Below are 14,621 nucleotides of genomic sequence, written 5' to 3'. Positions count from 1 at the left end.
AAGCAATCGAAAAAGGGTACTTGGGCGGGAAATACACCGTTCCAAAAACTATCAAACTTACACATGAAATGCTTGATGCAATCGCTGTTGCCAGTGAAACCAACGAGCAAGATACGTGTAGCTGGATGCGTGAAGTCATAGCGAAAGCCCTACTAGCTGAGGATGCTAAGTATGAGCGTATGGCAAGAGCGCGTAATCGGTCAAAGTGTACTGCGGGCACTTTGGTACACCAAAAAGAAAGCCCATCTGCTGGAACAGATGAGCCAAACGTTCATTAAGGAGCTACCCAATATGAACATGCCAATATTAACACAAACAATCCAAGTTGCCGATAAACAAACATCGGTTATCCAGTACAAATCATTGCCAGTGATGACCACTGAGCAAATGGCAGGTTTTTATGGAACCGATCCAGTAAACATTCGCAAAAACCATATGCGTAATGCAGAACGCTTTATTGATGGCAAGCATTTCTTCAAAGTTGAAGGTGATGAGCTTCGCACCTTAAAAAACTCACTGAGTGACTTTGAGGTACTCAGTCCAAATACTCGATCTTTAACCCTCTGGACTGAAAAAGGTGCAGCACGTCACGCCAAGATTCTCGACACGGATCAAGCTTGGGATATTTTCGAGCAATTGGAAGAAGTTTATTTCTCAGTAAAGGAAAAATCATACCTTCCAGCATTACCGAACTTCGCCGATCCAGCCGAAGCAGCAATAGCATGGGCGAATGAGTACAAGGCAAAGCAACTTGCCATTCAAGAGCGTGATCACGCTATCGCAACAAAATCAGAAATCGGTAGTCGTCGTGAAGCATCTGCAATGGCTACAGCATCCAAGTACAAGCGCAAGGCTGAAAAACTAGAAGCACTGGTGGATGAATCGCAAAGCTTTGCAACCATCAAAAAGGTTCAAGCACTTACTGGTGGCACGTATGACACATACGAACTCCGCCGCTACAGCAAAACCAATCGCCTAGAAATCCAAAAAGCCGAAGATGCCAACTATGGCAGCGTGAACTCATATCACAAGGACGCATGGTTAGCGGTTTACAACATCAATCTTTCTTCAATTCGCGGAGCATAAAGCATGAAATTACCATCTAAAACAATTTGCCAATTATCTGCTTTATCTCGCGCCCTGACTGATCCAAATGCTGATGATTTTGAAGCAATGGATAAGCACGACATGCTTCTTCTTGTTGGTGAAATTGCAACAGCGCACGACAAACTGGAGCGTGCCGAATTGGACTCAAGCTTCCGCCTTGCATCCGTTGGTGATAGCGCAATCATGGCTTTGGATGCAATTAAAAATGGTGCGCCATTAGAAGTTGTTGAGCAATGGGTTCACGAAATCCTTGAAGCGATTTTGGAGGATTGAGCATGAATTACTACCAACATCACATCGGTGATTTCATGCGTGATACTGCGCACCTGTCGCCAGTTGAGGAATGTTTCTATCGTCGCGCAATCGACTGGTACTACGTGAATGAAAAACCGCTACCACTTGAGCTTAATCAAGTGCACCGATATCTACGCGCAAACACAAAAACTGACAAGCAAGCTGTCAGCACTGTGCTATCGGATTTCTTCAAAAAAACAGCCTCGGGTTTTGTGCACTCAAGATGTGAATTAGAAATTGAAAAATTCCGAAGCAAAGCCGAAGCAAATAGAGAAAACGGAAAATTAGGTGGCAGACCTAAGAAAAACAACGACTTAAAAAACCATCATGGTTTTAGTTCGGTTTCCGATGGGTTAATTTCAGAAACCCAAAAAAACCTTAACCATAAACCATTAACCAATAACCAAGAACCAGTAACCAATATAAATATTACGGCAGATGAATCTGCAAAAAATCCGAAGCCGAAACGCATCACTAAAAAACAGAAAGCTATTAACGCTCTTGTTGAAATGGGTGTGGGTGAAAAATTTGCAGAAGCTGTAATTGAAAAACGCAAAGGGTCTGAGTTCACAGAATTAGCGATAGAGGAAATCAAACTTCAGGCTGAGGCTGTAAATCTGAATTTTGTGCAAGCAATCGAGTTTGCTGCAAAACAAGAGTGGGGGTCATTTAGAGCCGACTGGTATCAAAACCGCATGGCTAAGCAGCAGCCAGTCGCAACATACCAAACATCACAACAACGTACTGCATCTGAAATGGATCGCTGGAGACAGGCTGAGCAACAGGCCTTTGGTGAGCGAGATGTCACACCAAAAAAGTCGGTACTGATTGAAGAGGTGGGTCATGCGTGAGTTCACCAAAGATGATGCTATGCGTCTAATCTCAAAAATGCGTATCAACTACGGCAAGAAGTTCGCGGATCAGTGGGCGGGCGTTGATGTTGAAGAACTACAGCAAGCCATGGTCGAGGCATACCAAGGTTTAACAGTTGAAGACTTTGCTCGCGGTGTGAATCGCATGAAGCAAGAACAATGGCCGCCAACAATTCCTGAATTTCGCGCATGGTGTGAACCAAAGACTGACGACTGGCTAGGCTCACACGAAGCATGGGCGATTGCCGAAAAGTCGATTGGCTTTGATGGGCAAGAATTAACAGTGATTTGGACTGAACAAATGGCTCAAGCATTCAGTCGTTGTGAAGACCTGATTAAGACTGGCGATAAATACCAACGTGCAGAAGCTAAGAAAATATTTTGTGATGCTTATGACCGCCTTGTGACTCAAGCTAAAGATCAGGGTTTGAAGCCGATTTATGTGACTTCGCTGGGAACGAACAAAGATCAAGCGGTTGCTGCAATCAAACAAGCCGAAGCCGATGGATTTTTAAAAGCACCAGAAGCCCATGCCTTGCTTGAACACAAACAAACCGAGCAGCAACAAGAGGCTGATGCTAAAAACTTTCAAGAAATTGCACGTCAGGCGCTTGCGAAGCTTGCACCACACATCAAGCGCAATGTGAACAAGATGACCGAGGAAGTGAAAGAAACGCAGCCGTGGGAATCTATGGAAATGCAGCACATTGACCCGTTTGACAACTTTGAAGAATACAAAGCGGCTTTGCAGGCTGAACAAAAGCCATTGCCGCAAGCGGTGCGTTTTTTAAATGAAAAAGGCGGTGCAGCATGACCAGACTCGAATATTTATCACAGTTCAGCAATGCAGTGCTCAGTCCTGAATTAAACACATGCGAGATTCCACTACCAACACATGGCTCAAGTTGGGCTTCTATCTTTGACCACAACAACAGCGACTTAAAGGCGGACGATATTGCGTTTCGTAAAAAGTGGTGTGAAGAGCAAATCGAATTGATCGGTGAATTTGGTGCGGTGTTAGGGGGTGGGGTGTGAATAAAAATCTAATCATGCTTGATGAGGTATCAGAATTTAAAAAAATGATGCTTTCCAATCACGGGGTTTATGAGATCAATTTTGATAAGGATTTCAATATAACCAGCTCCAAGCAATACAAAAACCATCCTGAATTTGTGCGCATTTCAAAGGTTAAGTTTGCATGGGATGTTTGGCTTGAAAATTCACGAATCAAGAAAGCCCAGTACAACAAATTGCTTGATGCTTGTCAGGGCGCAGGGGATGAATCATGAAAGACCCAAACGACAACAAAACTCAAGACTGGTTAGAAGTAACCATGCCGATTGAAGTTGCACAGGCAGCACTGGCTGCAATGAAAAAAGCATTTATGGATTGGGATGTGCTGAATGAGAAGCCGCCTGCGTTTTTAAAGCACATGCAGGATTTGGCGTATTACGTGGAGCAGAAGCAATGACAATTTCAAAATCTGAATTTTTAGGCTTAGTCAGAGCAGAAAGTGCGGCACGTAAATCAACTGCCGTATTAGTTGAAAAAGAAAATCTGCGCAATGAGATTGAAAGTGAACTTGAAAAGTTTTTAGCAAATGGTGGGCAGATTACTACGCTCAAAGGCACTGAGATTAAACCGTTGCCGCCGCGTTCAATTGCTGAGGAAAGCCATTTTATCACTAGAAGCCAGTTTAATTCGCTTTTTGAGTGGTGCAAAAAAGGAAATCCGCGCAGATCAAGACGCAGTGCTATTGCAGAGCGCACAGGATTGAGCAAGAGCAGGGTTTTTGCATGTTTGACGCCTAACTCTACCAATCAACTCACAAAACGCGAATACGCGCAAATTAGAGCAGTTTTGAAAGACATTGAAGATGCGGAAATGGAATGGGAAGTTGGGGGTGTGGCATGAAAACAAGACTGCAAGTCATTGAGAGCAACATTACACTGCTTAAAGCAGCAGCCACACGCACAGGTCGCATTTCTACACAGGATTGCGCAGACATCATAGGGTTGCACAAGAGATCAGCACAGCGTTATTTGGTTGATCTTGAGGCATTGGGTTATTTGGAAAGCGATGGATGTGTTCCGCGCGGCTACAAAGCCACAGACAAAACCAAACAGTTATTTGGAGTACAGGGATGAGTTTTAAAGTAGGTGACAAGGTTGTAGCCAAAAATGGTGACAGCAGGATTTTTAATTTTAGAGACTATCTCAATGGTGGGAGAATTCACTTGATTTTCGATGGTGAGCACTATGCATATCCAATGGATTGGTTTAGACCCGCCACACCAGAAGAAATAGCAACTGGCCACCGCATTGATGCAAACACAGATTATGTAAGTGATATTCGCAACCACATATCGCCGATGACGATTGTGCAGGGGGATTGAGTATGAAAGCGAATGAGTTTAGCACTGACGACCTAAAAGCCCAGCTTAACAACATGGAGCAGTGCTATATCCAGCTCAAGCAAGAACACAATGAGCTAATCGCATTCAACACTGTGCAGGATCGTAAGCAGAAAGCTGCGGAAAAAGTTGCTGAGAAATATAAGCGAAAAGTTTTAATGATTGCTGATCTTTTACGTGATTCCACTGATAAGGATATGACATTGAAAGCCATTCAAACAGTCATAGAACGGGTAAGTGAACATGTGTAAATTCTGTGGCCGCTTAAAAGGCGGTTTGGTTTGTGGGTACTGTGGCTGGGTGCCAAGTCGTGTGATGTATGCATTGCGAGGTGCCAGTGACTAGCATCTCGCTTGCTGAATACAGAAAACTTTATGGTGGTGGTCGTAACACTGCCACTAAGCGTAAGAAAAAGGTTAAAGGCGCAAAGGTGGAAAGTGTGGGTGAGGCAGCATTAATCCAGCAGCTGAGAGCATTAAAAATTGAATTTGTGCAGGAATTTCAATTTCACACAACAAGAAAATGGCGGGCAGATTTTCATATCAAGAATACGAAGCTGCTGATCGAAGTTGAAGGGGGTATCTGGTCAGGTGGCAGGCATACACGGGGCAAGGGGTACATAGGGGACATGGAAAAATACAACGCAGCAACAATGATGGGTTATCAGGTTTTACGGTTCGGTACAGAGCAAGTGACAAGCGGATTTGCGATTAAACAGATTGAAGGGTTGGTGAAGTGATGAATGCAGCAGTTAAACAGAAACATATTTTGCAGGCGGTTGATTGGTCACGTTTTGATTTAGAGGGGTGGTTGTATCAATTTGGAGCATGGAAAGACAGTGTCAAAGGCACCTGCGGGAAGTCATTAAACCCTATTGCTGTTGCAATGGATCAAGCCGTAAGCAAACGGAAAAAGCTAAAAATGGGCGTTAAGAAAAAACGTCAAATTATTGCGGATGCAATGTGTAGCGACCTTGATTTTCTGCCAACAAAAAAACAAACCCCAAAAGACATTGTTTGCCAGATCAGTGATGATGAAGCGCGTGCAGTGCAGCGCCTAATTTTAGATATGCAAGGCAGATCGGATATTTTGGATGATTGGCTGAATGCAATCATAGAGAGATATTTTTATTTTAATAGCTGGTCTGAAATGCGAACTCCATATCGTACTGAGCATGACGCCAAGCAGGATGTTAAGTGTGGTTTAGCCGCACTGCATGTTCGCTATGGTTTTATTAGGTATGAAAAAAATTGACCTTGCGCAAGGCAGATGCTATATTTGTGTTAAGTGGTCAAAGTCATGTATACGCACTTAATCACGAAAGCAAATGACGATCAGGAAAGACTGGTAGTAAAGGCTCATAGAAATGTGGGCTTTTTTTGTGACGGCTTTCTTTTATTCGTAGTGGTTTAAATTGAATTGCCGTCATTTCGATGAACGGTATATATTTTGGTTAAACAGTGTCATACACTTTATTTAGAGCGCTCTGTAGTTCTTAGTTTTATACCCGCATTTCCCCAAATGTGGGTTTTTTTATGCGTGGAGAAAACATGCTCCAATTTTTAAAACGATTGTTCTGCATTCACGATTACGACTACGAGTCGGATATTTTTATTCAAGTTGAATGTAGAAAGTGCGGTAAAACAAAGTAACCCTCGCCACAACTCCAGTGGCATTTGCCGAACGTATTACGGCACATAACCCTACTCAATTAAATAGCTGAGTGGGGTTTTCTTTTTATTGGTGGTTACATGACAGACAAAGTACAGGCGAAACAAGACTTAGAATTTTGCAGTGCTGAGCTGTCTAAGTATCAAAATCTCAGTAGATCGGGATTGACGCGTGTTGAGATGCTAGCGATAGACGGCATCATGCGCCGCTTGAAAGATCGTATTAGAAACTTACGGAATGTATTGCTGTGAAACGACCAATGCCGCCTCAAAGCCTGCTAGATCTTGACCCTGAAGAACCTGTGGGGTTTGAGCCTGCACATGAGCTAAAGGAATGGATTTTAGAAACATTCATTGATGAGGATGGTGAGCTACACAACTCTGATCACATGCACATATCGCCATGGGATGATGATTTATTCATGGTGCTATGGGCATCAAGTGGATTTAAAAAGTCTGAAAAAATTGTTTTAGGTCAGACTGAAAAGTTTGCACCGATGGCGGGCGGATGGCGAAAGTTGCGTCAAGAGAAACAGATGATTGACTGGTTTGGTTGTGTACCGAATTTCATCATCACGATTGATGCATGGTTTGCACACAATGCCAGTGATACTGATTTTTGTGCGTTGATCGAACATGAGCTTTATCACATTGGTGCCAAGCGCGATGAGGATGGCAATTATTTGGTGAGTCAATCCACTGGTGAGTACAAGTATTACCTAAGACCACATGATGTTGAAGAATTCCACGGGGTTGTTCAGCGTTACGGTGCATCACCAGATGTCCAGAAAATGGTGGAGCTTGTAAATGATGGTCCTACAATCGGCAAGGCAAAAATTGCTCATGCATGTGGTACGTGTTTATTGAAGTTGGCTTAAATTTTTTTGCCTGTTTTGCTAGACGTAGCTAGACAAAGGGGTGTTTATGGCAGCATTAAAAGAGCCTGTAAAAATATTTATAGTTCAAGCTCTTGCATGCCGTGATACCCCTCAAGAGGTGGCAGATCAGGTCTTGCAAGAATTTGGTGTAAAGATTGATAGAAAGCAATGCCAACTTTACGATCCAACCAAAGCGGCTGGTAAAAATCTAAGTAAGAAATTTGTCGATTTATTCCACAAGACACGCGCCGATTTTGATGCTGGCTTAATTGACATTCCAATTGCCAACAAACATTACCGCTTAAAGCAATATCAGAAGCAGCTAGAACGCAATGCAAAGAACACAGTGATGTCACTCAAGATTCTTGAGCAGGCGGCAAAAGACTGCGGTGGGCAGTTTACAAATAAACAAGAAATCACAGGCGCAGGTGGTGGACCGATTCAGAACGAAAATACAGTAGTTGTTACTGCCACTGATGAGCAGGTAAGGCAGGCGATAAATGAACTCGAGAGCGAATATTGACCCAGTCAAATTAAAAGCAAAAAGAATCAAATGTGAAGATGAGCATTTGTTTTTTACTCGGGCATTTTTCCTGCCACGTATGGGGTTTAAATTCTTGGTGAATTGGCACCATGAATATATTGCTGACGCGATTGATAAAGTTATCAGTGGTGAAATTCCCAACCTTGTGATTAACGTACCACCAGGCAGTGGTAAAACTGAATTACTTACCAACCTGATTGCACGGGGGATTGGGCGTAACCAGCGTTCACGCTTTCTGTATTTATCATTTTCACAGTCTTTGGTTGAGGATGTTTCGGCCACAGCTCGAAATATCGTGAAGTCACCAGACTTTCAAGCCTTATGGCCAGTCAAAATTTCAACCAGTACCGATGCAAAAGCATCATGGAAAACCACTGTAGATGGCTATGAAGCGGGGCATGTGTATAGCGCCTCGATGGGTGGTCAGGTTACGGGGCGTCGTGCTGGTACCTTAGCTGATCTTGGGTTCACAGGGGCTATCATTCTTGATGACCCACTTAAACCAGAAGATGCATTCAGTAAGACAGCACGTAACAAAGCAAACCGTAAAATTCTAAACACGGTGAACTCACGTAAAGCCAAGTCATCTACACCGATTATTTTGATCATGCAGCGTTTGCACGTTGAGGATCCGACTAACTTTGTGATGACTGGCAACGTACCAGGCGAATGGCATCAAATTTCAATCCCTGCCTTGATTGATGATGATTACATTCAGTCACTGCCTGAGCATATTCAAAAGAAGGTACCACGTGACGTTGAGCGAGACGAAAAAGGGCGTCAAAGCTATTGGCCATTGAAAGAATCATTGCAGTCTTTGCTGCAGTTGGAGAAAGGCGGCCAAGACAAAGATGGCGCAACAGTTTCACGTTACACGTTCAGCAGCCAATACATGCAGCGACCTAAGAAATTAGGTGGTGATCTAATCAAGGGCGAGTGGTTTGGTGAATATCACGAATTACCTGAACTGGTTTGGCGTGCTGTATATGTGGATACCGCTCAAAAGGTCAAAGAAGAAAATGACTTCACTGTCTTTCTTTTGGTTGGTATGGGGGTAGATGGCAAGCTTTATTTGATTGATCTTTTGCGCGGCAAATGGGAAGCGCCAGAGATGAATAAGAAAGCGAAAGCATTTATCGATAAACACAAGGTGTATGACCTTAGAACCAAGCCTGTTCGATACATGAAAGTTGAGGATAAGGCGCATGGAACCCAACTGGTGCAGTCATGGCAAAAATATGGCGGTATTCCAATTATTCCTGTTCAACGTGAAAAGGACAAATTGACCCGCTTTATGGATGTAGCACCACACTTGGAAAACAACTTTGATGTCTATCCAGAAAATCAAAATAGGTTTGTCATGCTTCCACGTAATGCAACTTGGAAGCAATCCTTCCTAGATGAGTGTGAGGCATTTAACGCCCAAATGACCCATGATCACGACGACCAAGTCGATACCTTAATTGATGCGATTGAAGATTCAGTCGTGATGTTGAATTACAGCCCACCAGCGGCATAAGGTTTTAAATATGGCTAAGAAAAAACGCAATCCCGAAAGTCAAAAGCCTGTGTCGGGTAACTTAAGTGTGCATGAGGCTGAACAAGCGCTACTCAATTATTTGACTAAAATGCCTGATGTGGATGAGGTACTGCGTAAAGCAGGTATTACCCGACATCGCTTAAAAGTCATGATGTATGACGATGAAGTATATCAGGCTATTGAGAAGCGACAGGATAAACTGGAAGGTGCTCCATGGCGGCTAGAGCCAGCAGAAGGTATAGAAACTGAAATTCTGTACGCACATCTTCGTGAATGGTGGTGTGAAATCATTTTAGGTGCACAAAACGCGCGATGGTACGGATATTCTGTGCTTGAGGGAATTTACTCCAGACCTGAAAACCCAAAGCTTCATATTCAAGGTGATACTGTTACACCTTTCATAGGCTTTGAATGGATTGGTGAAAAGCCTCTGCAATGGTATGAGCCAAAGAGTAATGGAAGTTTGCTTCTTTTAAAGAACTACAACCACACACATCAGGATCAGGAAGTAGATCAGCGTTTTAAGCATTTCTTAACACGTTGTAAATCTACATTTGAAAATCCTTATGGAGAGGCATTGCTTAGTCGTTTGTACTGGGTTTGGTTCTTTAAAACGAATGGCTTTAAGTTCTGGTCAAAATTTGTGGAAAAGTACGGTATGCCATTATTGGTAGGCAAGTCATCCACTGGCCACAATCAAGATATGCGGGATGCGTTGTTAAAGGCACATGCAACTTCTGTTCTAGCGATTTCGAGTATGGACGCTGTAGAACTGCATAGTGCATCGGCTGTAGGTAATGGCTCGCAAGCGTATGAAACATTTGACAAGAATTTGGAACGCCGTATTCAAAAGGTGGTTTTAGGTCAGACGCTCACCAGTGGTACAGATGGCGCAGGCAGCCGTGCATTGGGTGATGTGCATTTGGAAGTTCAAAATGCGAAATACCGTGCAGACATTCGGATGATTACCCCAACAGTGCAGGCGATTATTAATGCATTGTGCGATCTGAACGGTTGGAAGCGCAGACAGATTATTCTTGGCGAGGAAAAGTCACTTGAACCTGAAAAGGCGGAACGTGATGTGAAGCTTAAAAATGCTGGTGCAGTATTAACACCACAATACTTTAAGCGTGAATATGGTCTGGAAGATGGTGATGTGATTGAGCAATCTCAAACTGGCTTTAATCAATTCACACACGTACCTAAGCAGGTATTCAACTTTAAAGCTAAGCCGAACAAGTTGTCAGATGCTCAGCAGGAAGTTGAAGAACTGACAGATGGGCAGGATGATTTAACACTGTTGAGCATGTCTGAAATTCAGCAATTGTTAAGTGAATCGGATAGTCCAGAGTCTTTGGTATTCAATCTTGCACAGCTTATTCCGAAAGCCACTAAAACCGAGTTTACAGCCAAGTTAGATCAGGCTTTGTATGCTGCGGATATTTTAGGGTATATGGCTGCGAGTGAGGGTAAGTGATGACTAATCATAAATGTGAATCATGTCGTAAAGGCTTTAATGGGCAGAATTGTAATGGGTATATGCCGTGTTCATGCAAACAGCCAACAATTATTGACGGGCCAGACATTGATATGACACCTGCAAAACCTAAATTTGTACCCGCTCCAGCGCCGTTAATTATTTCCGATCATTCACTATTCATTGTGTACTCTTGGAAATATCGAGCTTGCTTGTATTTCGTACTTGGTTTGATGGTTGGTATTGTGGGGTGCTTGTATGCAGCCAGTTACCTTTCTTGAAGCCTTGCAATATGCACGGCAGCGCAAGATTGTATTGCCTGATGATTTTTACTCACTGGACTTAAAAACTCGGCAGATGGCAACTACGGTTAGCTTTTTGTCGAGCCTCGAGCAGATTGAAACGGTCATTAAGGCAGTCAATAAAGCCATTGCTGAAGGTTCAACCTTTCGGGACTTTCAAAAGTTGGTTGAAAAAGAAGGTATCGAGTTGCCTAAGCATTATCTGGACAACGTATTTCGTACCAATATCCAAAATGCTTACGGTCATGGGCGATGGATCCAGCAAAACCGAAATAAGGCTAAACGTCCTTACTTGATGTACTCGGCTATCAATGACAGTCGGGTGCGTCCAAGCCATTTGGCTTTAGATAAGATCGTTTTACCGTTTGACCATCCATTTTGGCTGACACATTACCCGCCATTGGGTTTCCGCTGCTTCTTGCCAGATACAAAAATTGATGGTGCTTCACATGGCGCCATTAAGAGATTTTACAGCGGGAAGATCGTAGAGCTTGTCACCAAGTCTGGCCGCAAGTTGAGGGTCACGGCTAATCACCCAATACTTACGAGTCGTGGTTGGGTTGTGGCTGAGCTCATTAAGCAAGGTGACAATTTGATTGCTTACGATAGACCAGTCGAAAGTCTTAATGCTAACGGTTTGATGCGGGAGGTATACAACAATGAGTTTGTACCCACTGCTGAAGATCTTTTCAAGACGTTCGTTGGTCATGCTCTTGCTGTCGGAGAAGCTTCTTCTTTCAAGTTCGATGGCGATCTTTTCACCCTTGATGGTGAAATCCACATTGACGTCCTTGATGACGGTTTGTCGATCAAGATTAACTCCGGAAGCGGTCAAAATATCAAACAAAGAATGTTCATGATTAGAAATGATGGAACCTGTTTTGAGTTTACTGAAGCTAACAGCTCGTCTAGCGGCAGGCATACTATTCAAAATATTGTGTTTTCTGAAAATCCTATCAACATTACTCAGGGATGTTCCAAGCTCTTCGGCAATCAATCTTTTTCCAAGATTTTGAGTCTTGTAGAGGCGAATTGCAGCCAACTCCAGCTCTCTATTGGAGTTTCTGCTGGCATCCCAGGCAGCCGAGCATTGACGCTCAATTCCGCCTGGAGTCTGTTTGATAATCTTCCACTTGAGCGCTTCGGCTTGGCTTCGAGTTCTCAAGACAACGCCCTTTTTGATGAATTGTCTAGTCACGGAGTGTCTGACGATTCCGGTCTGTTTGGATATTTGGCTGATGCTCATGCCAGCCATGTAGCAGTCGATCCAGTGGTCAATGTTATCGAGGACTTTTTCAGCGGCCATGTTTATGATTTCCAAAGTGATAGTGGTTTATTATCTGCGGATGGAATTATAACACATAACTGCCGCTGCACCGTAATCGCCTTAACCGAAAAACAGGCCTTGAAATATGGCATTACCCCAGATGACAAGTTGCCTGATGTTGCTGAGGCTTTGGACTGGTCTTCGCATCCTTTGCAGTTTGGTGAGCTTGAATCACTGGTCGATAAAAAGATTGCTGATTCATCACTGGATAAAGAGTTTTTGCTTGAGCAAAAGCAAGTCATTCAAGCGGAATGGACTGCATCCAAAAAGCTGACAAGCCTGTTTGCACCAATGGATGATAAGAGTCGGGATTTGTTCAACACGATTGCAGATACAGTCATCCCGCTTGACCCAAAGATCAGACCCACAGCAATTCGGACTTTTCTTGATTATGTGCAGGGCAATGATACTGCATTGACCACGTATCTAAATGCGTCTGCTGCTTCACTGGCTGATGATGTGCTGAAACGGTGGTTAAGTGCTGACATGGCAGCAATTCAAGCTGTGGCAAGCAATACGGCTTCAACTGTGGTGGGTACTGCAACACTTCAGCAAGTGGCAGCGTATCAAGTTGGGCAGACAGTTCAATTTAATGCGCCGTTGCTCATGGTTGATTCTACAGGTGACATCGTAATTCAGATTCAAAACGCCAAAGGTTTGGGTATTGATCTGGGAAAACTGAATGCAGGGCAAGGGGTTTTGATTCCGTTTGGCTTGTCGTTTGAAGTGGTGTCGATTGAAACAATCAAAGGCAAACTGATTTATACGCTTAAGCCTTTGCTGAACTGAATTAAATATGCATATGACCGCTCCGTTTGGGGCGGTTTTTTTATGGAGCATGAAAATGCCAGTAGAGGAAACACAGGATAAATACTGCTTTCGGCTTGGTGATCTGAACGTCAATCAAGCCGAAGAAGGCAAGAAAAAGCGCACATTCACAGGCGTGGCATATAGCGGTGAAGTGATTACAGACCATTGGTATTGGGACCGCATTATTTTTGATTTGGATTCTATGCAAATTAAAGGGCGTATTCCTGCATTACTCGATCACTCACCACGCCAGCGTGCAGGTGTCATCAATGAACACAGCATTAATCATCAACAAGGTTTAGTCGTTTCTGGCGACTTAATGAGTAACGAGTTCGGTACCGAAGTTGCTCAGGACTCTGACGATGGTTTTCCGTGGCAAATGTCGGTTCGTATTGAGCCGTCATCAGTCGAAGAAATTCAGGCTGATGCATCTGTCACGGTCAATGGAAAAGTTCACCAAGGACCAATCACGGTATTTCGTGGTGGTCGTATTCGTGAAGTGTCTTTCTGTGCTTTGGGTGCAGATGACAACACAAACGCCGTGGCAGCGAGCCATAACCCAACACAATCTAGCAAAGAGGACACAGACGTGGACTTAGAACAAGCGAAAGCGAAAATCCAAGAGCAGGAAAAAACCATTTCGGGTTTGCAGGATCAACTTAATAAGTTTGCTGCAGATAAGCGTAATTCAGCCATTGAATCTTTAGGAAAAGATTTAGGCAAGGAATTTACGGCTGAAGAAAAAACCAAGTTTGCGGCTATGCCTGATGATGCATTTGATTTGATGGCGGGAACTCTTAAACAATTTGCTGCATCGACTCAGCAACAACCACCAGCTGGTCAACAACAGCAGCAAGCACCGTTAGCAAATCCAGCATTTGCGCACTTATTCACTCATCAAGCAAACGGTGGGCAGGGTGGTCATCAACAACAGCAAGGTTCGACCCTAGATCAGGCATTCAATCAGTTTATGGCAGCGCAGCAACAAGGAGCTAAATCATGAGCCAAGTATTAACAGGCACTATTGAAAATAAACAGCTAGTGGTCGGTGACGGTGTACGTACAGAAAATGCCAAAGTAAAAACTGCTACAGCATATAAGCGTGGCGATTTACTTAACGTGGGTGCCGATAACGTTGCTGATCATCCTGTTGTCACTGGAGGTGTAGTAGGTGAATGGAATGCAATAGCTGTTTCGGATTTCACCACAGCTCAATCTACTTACCATGCGGCTAATAATCTTGAAATGCCAATCTACGTGCAAGGCCCATTTGATCTTGCAGTGGTTACGGTGAATGGAACACCTTTGACTACTGCTCAATATGATGCGGTACGTGCACAGGCATTAAAAAACAAAATCGAACTTCGTAAAGTTGTGGGGAACTAAG

General features: G+C 43.6%; 20 protein-coding genes and 2 pseudogenes. All 22 read left to right on the top strand.

The annotated features are described in order from the left end of the window. The first annotated feature begins 171 nt into the window (after nt 1-171). Entirely contained in the window at nt 172-1,086 is a 915-nt protein-coding gene (locus C3Y93_RS03010) for an ORF6N domain-containing protein (protein WP_228153780.1), read from the top strand. A 3-nt stretch (nt 1,087-1,089) separates the two neighbouring features. Then, nucleotides 1,090-1,380 carry a hypothetical protein gene (locus C3Y93_RS03005; protein WP_104852035.1) on the top strand — a complete coding sequence of 97 codons (291 nt, stop codon included), beginning with the start codon at nt 1,090-1,092 and terminating at the stop codon, nt 1,378-1,380. Between the two features lie 2 nt (nt 1,381-1,382). Continuing rightward, on the top strand, nt 1,383-2,252 hold the full coding sequence (locus C3Y93_RS03000; RefSeq protein WP_104852034.1) for a YdaU family protein: 870 nt from the start codon (nt 1,383-1,385) through the stop codon (nt 2,250-2,252). Then, nucleotides 2,245-3,087 carry a hypothetical protein gene (locus tag C3Y93_RS02995; RefSeq protein ID WP_104852033.1) on the top strand — a complete coding sequence of 281 codons (843 nt, stop codon included), beginning with the start codon at nt 2,245-2,247 and terminating at the stop codon, nt 3,085-3,087. Before C3Y93_RS03000 ends, C3Y93_RS02995 begins: the two co-directional genes overlap by 8 nt. Then, nucleotides 3,084-3,308 (top strand): hypothetical protein, encoded by a 225-nt coding sequence (locus C3Y93_RS02990; RefSeq protein WP_104852032.1) that lies wholly within the window; start codon nt 3,084-3,086, stop codon nt 3,306-3,308. The genes C3Y93_RS02995 and C3Y93_RS02990 overlap by 4 nt, the downstream gene beginning before the upstream one ends. Continuing rightward, a complete protein-coding gene (locus C3Y93_RS02985) occupies nt 3,305-3,562 on the top strand; it encodes a hypothetical protein (RefSeq protein ID WP_104852031.1) in 258 nt (85 codons plus the stop codon). Before C3Y93_RS02990 ends, C3Y93_RS02985 begins: the two co-directional genes overlap by 4 nt. Next, on the top strand, nt 3,559-3,744 hold the full coding sequence (locus C3Y93_RS02980) for a hypothetical protein (RefSeq protein ID WP_104852030.1): 186 nt from the start codon (nt 3,559-3,561) through the stop codon (nt 3,742-3,744). The genes C3Y93_RS02985 and C3Y93_RS02980 overlap by 4 nt, the downstream gene beginning before the upstream one ends. Then, on the top strand, nt 3,741-4,187 hold the full coding sequence (locus tag C3Y93_RS02975; RefSeq protein ID WP_104852029.1) for a hypothetical protein: 447 nt from the start codon (nt 3,741-3,743) through the stop codon (nt 4,185-4,187). The genes C3Y93_RS02980 and C3Y93_RS02975 overlap by 4 nt, the downstream gene beginning before the upstream one ends. Then, entirely contained in the window at nt 4,184-4,420 is a 237-nt protein-coding gene (locus C3Y93_RS02970) for a helix-turn-helix domain-containing protein (protein ID WP_104852028.1), read from the top strand. The genes C3Y93_RS02975 and C3Y93_RS02970 overlap by 4 nt, the downstream gene beginning before the upstream one ends. Beyond that, a complete protein-coding gene (locus C3Y93_RS02965) occupies nt 4,417-4,668 on the top strand; it encodes a hypothetical protein (protein WP_104852027.1) in 252 nt (83 codons plus the stop codon). The genes C3Y93_RS02970 and C3Y93_RS02965 overlap by 4 nt, the downstream gene beginning before the upstream one ends. Nucleotides 4,669-4,670: 2 nt before the next feature. Next, nucleotides 4,671-4,937 carry a hypothetical protein gene (locus C3Y93_RS02960; RefSeq protein WP_228153779.1) on the top strand — a complete coding sequence of 89 codons (267 nt, stop codon included), beginning with the start codon at nt 4,671-4,673 and terminating at the stop codon, nt 4,935-4,937. 86 nt (nt 4,938-5,023) lie between these two features. Further along, nucleotides 5,024-5,425 (top strand): DUF559 domain-containing protein, encoded by a 402-nt coding sequence (locus tag C3Y93_RS02955; RefSeq protein WP_104853231.1) that lies wholly within the window; start codon nt 5,024-5,026, stop codon nt 5,423-5,425. Next, on the top strand, nt 5,425-5,940 hold the full coding sequence (locus C3Y93_RS02950; RefSeq protein WP_104852026.1) for a hypothetical protein: 516 nt from the start codon (nt 5,425-5,427) through the stop codon (nt 5,938-5,940). The genes C3Y93_RS02955 and C3Y93_RS02950 overlap by 1 nt, the downstream gene beginning before the upstream one ends. 664 nt (nt 5,941-6,604) lie before the next feature. Then, nucleotides 6,605-7,234 carry a putative metallopeptidase gene (locus C3Y93_RS02945; protein WP_416224607.1) on the top strand — a complete coding sequence of 210 codons (630 nt, stop codon included), beginning with the start codon at nt 6,605-6,607 and terminating at the stop codon, nt 7,232-7,234. Nucleotides 7,235-7,280: 46 nt separating this feature from the next. Further along, nucleotides 7,281-7,757, top strand: coding sequence for a DUF2280 domain-containing protein (locus tag C3Y93_RS02940; RefSeq protein ID WP_104852024.1), 477 nt, complete (start codon nt 7,281-7,283; stop codon nt 7,755-7,757). Then, on the top strand, nt 7,735-9,297 hold the full coding sequence (terL, locus tag C3Y93_RS02935) for a phage terminase large subunit (protein WP_104852023.1): 1,563 nt from the start codon (nt 7,735-7,737) through the stop codon (nt 9,295-9,297). The genes C3Y93_RS02940 and terL overlap by 23 nt, the downstream gene beginning before the upstream one ends. Before the next feature lie 10 nt (nt 9,298-9,307). Further along, nucleotides 9,308-10,795, top strand: a complete 1,488-nt coding sequence (locus C3Y93_RS02930; protein WP_104852022.1) for a phage portal protein family protein — start codon at nt 9,308-9,310, stop codon at nt 10,793-10,795. Beyond that, on the top strand, nt 10,795-11,076 hold the full coding sequence (locus tag C3Y93_RS02925) for a hypothetical protein (protein WP_104852021.1): 282 nt from the start codon (nt 10,795-10,797) through the stop codon (nt 11,074-11,076). Before C3Y93_RS02930 ends, C3Y93_RS02925 begins: the two co-directional genes overlap by 1 nt. Further along, nucleotides 11,054-11,512: pseudogene (locus C3Y93_RS02920) on the top strand (phage minor head protein); the annotation flags it as partial. The gene C3Y93_RS02925 and the pseudogene C3Y93_RS02920, both read left to right, overlap by 23 nt. A 951-nt stretch (nt 11,513-12,463) precedes the next feature. Beyond that, nucleotides 12,464-13,213 (top strand): annotated as a pseudogene (locus C3Y93_RS02915) (phage head morphogenesis protein); the annotation flags it as partial. A gap of 55 nt (nt 13,214-13,268) precedes the next feature. After that, complete coding sequence (locus tag C3Y93_RS02910; protein WP_104852020.1) at nt 13,269-14,237, top strand: hypothetical protein; 969 nt, start codon at nt 13,269-13,271, stop codon at nt 14,235-14,237. Next, nucleotides 14,234-14,620, top strand: coding sequence for a hypothetical protein (locus C3Y93_RS02905; protein WP_104852019.1), 387 nt, complete (start codon nt 14,234-14,236; stop codon nt 14,618-14,620). Before C3Y93_RS02910 ends, C3Y93_RS02905 begins: the two co-directional genes overlap by 4 nt. The last annotated feature ends 1 nt before the right edge of the window (nt 14,621 follow it).

Origin of the sequence: Acinetobacter sp. SWBY1 (assembly GCF_002946595.1) — a bacterium.
Lineage (GTDB): Bacteria > Pseudomonadota > Gammaproteobacteria > Pseudomonadales > Moraxellaceae > Acinetobacter > Acinetobacter towneri.
Note: the sequence above shows the minus strand (reverse complement) of the source record. Positions and strands in the feature narration are given on the sequence as shown.

Excerpts from the sequence above, each read along its gene's own strand:
- C3Y93_RS03010 (WP_228153780.1), top strand. The coding sequence starts at position 172 with ATGAGCGTATGGCAAGAGCGCGTAATCGGTCAAAGTGTACTGCGGGCA.
- C3Y93_RS03005 (WP_104852035.1), top strand. The coding sequence starts at position 1,090 with ATGAAATTACCATCTAAAACAATTTGCCAATTATCTGCTTTATCTCGC.
- C3Y93_RS03000 (WP_104852034.1), top strand. The coding sequence starts at position 1,383 with ATGAATTACTACCAACATCACATCGGTGATTTCATGCGTGATACTGCG.
- C3Y93_RS02995 (WP_104852033.1), top strand. The coding sequence starts at position 2,245 with ATGCGTGAGTTCACCAAAGATGATGCTATGCGTCTAATCTCAAAAATG.
- C3Y93_RS02990 (WP_104852032.1), top strand. The coding sequence starts at position 3,084 with ATGACCAGACTCGAATATTTATCACAGTTCAGCAATGCAGTGCTCAGT.
- C3Y93_RS02980 (WP_104852030.1), top strand. The coding sequence starts at position 3,559 with ATGAAAGACCCAAACGACAACAAAACTCAAGACTGGTTAGAAGTAACC.
- C3Y93_RS02975 (WP_104852029.1), top strand. The coding sequence starts at position 3,741 with ATGACAATTTCAAAATCTGAATTTTTAGGCTTAGTCAGAGCAGAAAGT.
- C3Y93_RS02970 (WP_104852028.1), top strand. The coding sequence starts at position 4,184 with ATGAAAACAAGACTGCAAGTCATTGAGAGCAACATTACACTGCTTAAA.
- C3Y93_RS02965 (WP_104852027.1), top strand. The coding sequence starts at position 4,417 with ATGAGTTTTAAAGTAGGTGACAAGGTTGTAGCCAAAAATGGTGACAGC.
- C3Y93_RS02960 (WP_228153779.1), top strand. The coding sequence starts at position 4,671 with ATGAAAGCGAATGAGTTTAGCACTGACGACCTAAAAGCCCAGCTTAAC.
- C3Y93_RS02950 (WP_104852026.1), top strand. The coding sequence starts at position 5,425 with ATGAATGCAGCAGTTAAACAGAAACATATTTTGCAGGCGGTTGATTGG.
- C3Y93_RS02940 (WP_104852024.1), top strand. The coding sequence starts at position 7,281 with ATGGCAGCATTAAAAGAGCCTGTAAAAATATTTATAGTTCAAGCTCTT.
- terL (WP_104852023.1), top strand. The coding sequence starts at position 7,735 with ATGAACTCGAGAGCGAATATTGACCCAGTCAAATTAAAAGCAAAAAGA.
- C3Y93_RS02930 (WP_104852022.1), top strand. The coding sequence starts at position 9,308 with ATGGCTAAGAAAAAACGCAATCCCGAAAGTCAAAAGCCTGTGTCGGGT.
- C3Y93_RS02925 (WP_104852021.1), top strand. The coding sequence starts at position 10,795 with ATGACTAATCATAAATGTGAATCATGTCGTAAAGGCTTTAATGGGCAG.
- C3Y93_RS02910 (WP_104852020.1), top strand. The coding sequence starts at position 13,269 with ATGCCAGTAGAGGAAACACAGGATAAATACTGCTTTCGGCTTGGTGAT.
- C3Y93_RS02905 (WP_104852019.1), top strand. The coding sequence starts at position 14,234 with ATGAGCCAAGTATTAACAGGCACTATTGAAAATAAACAGCTAGTGGTC.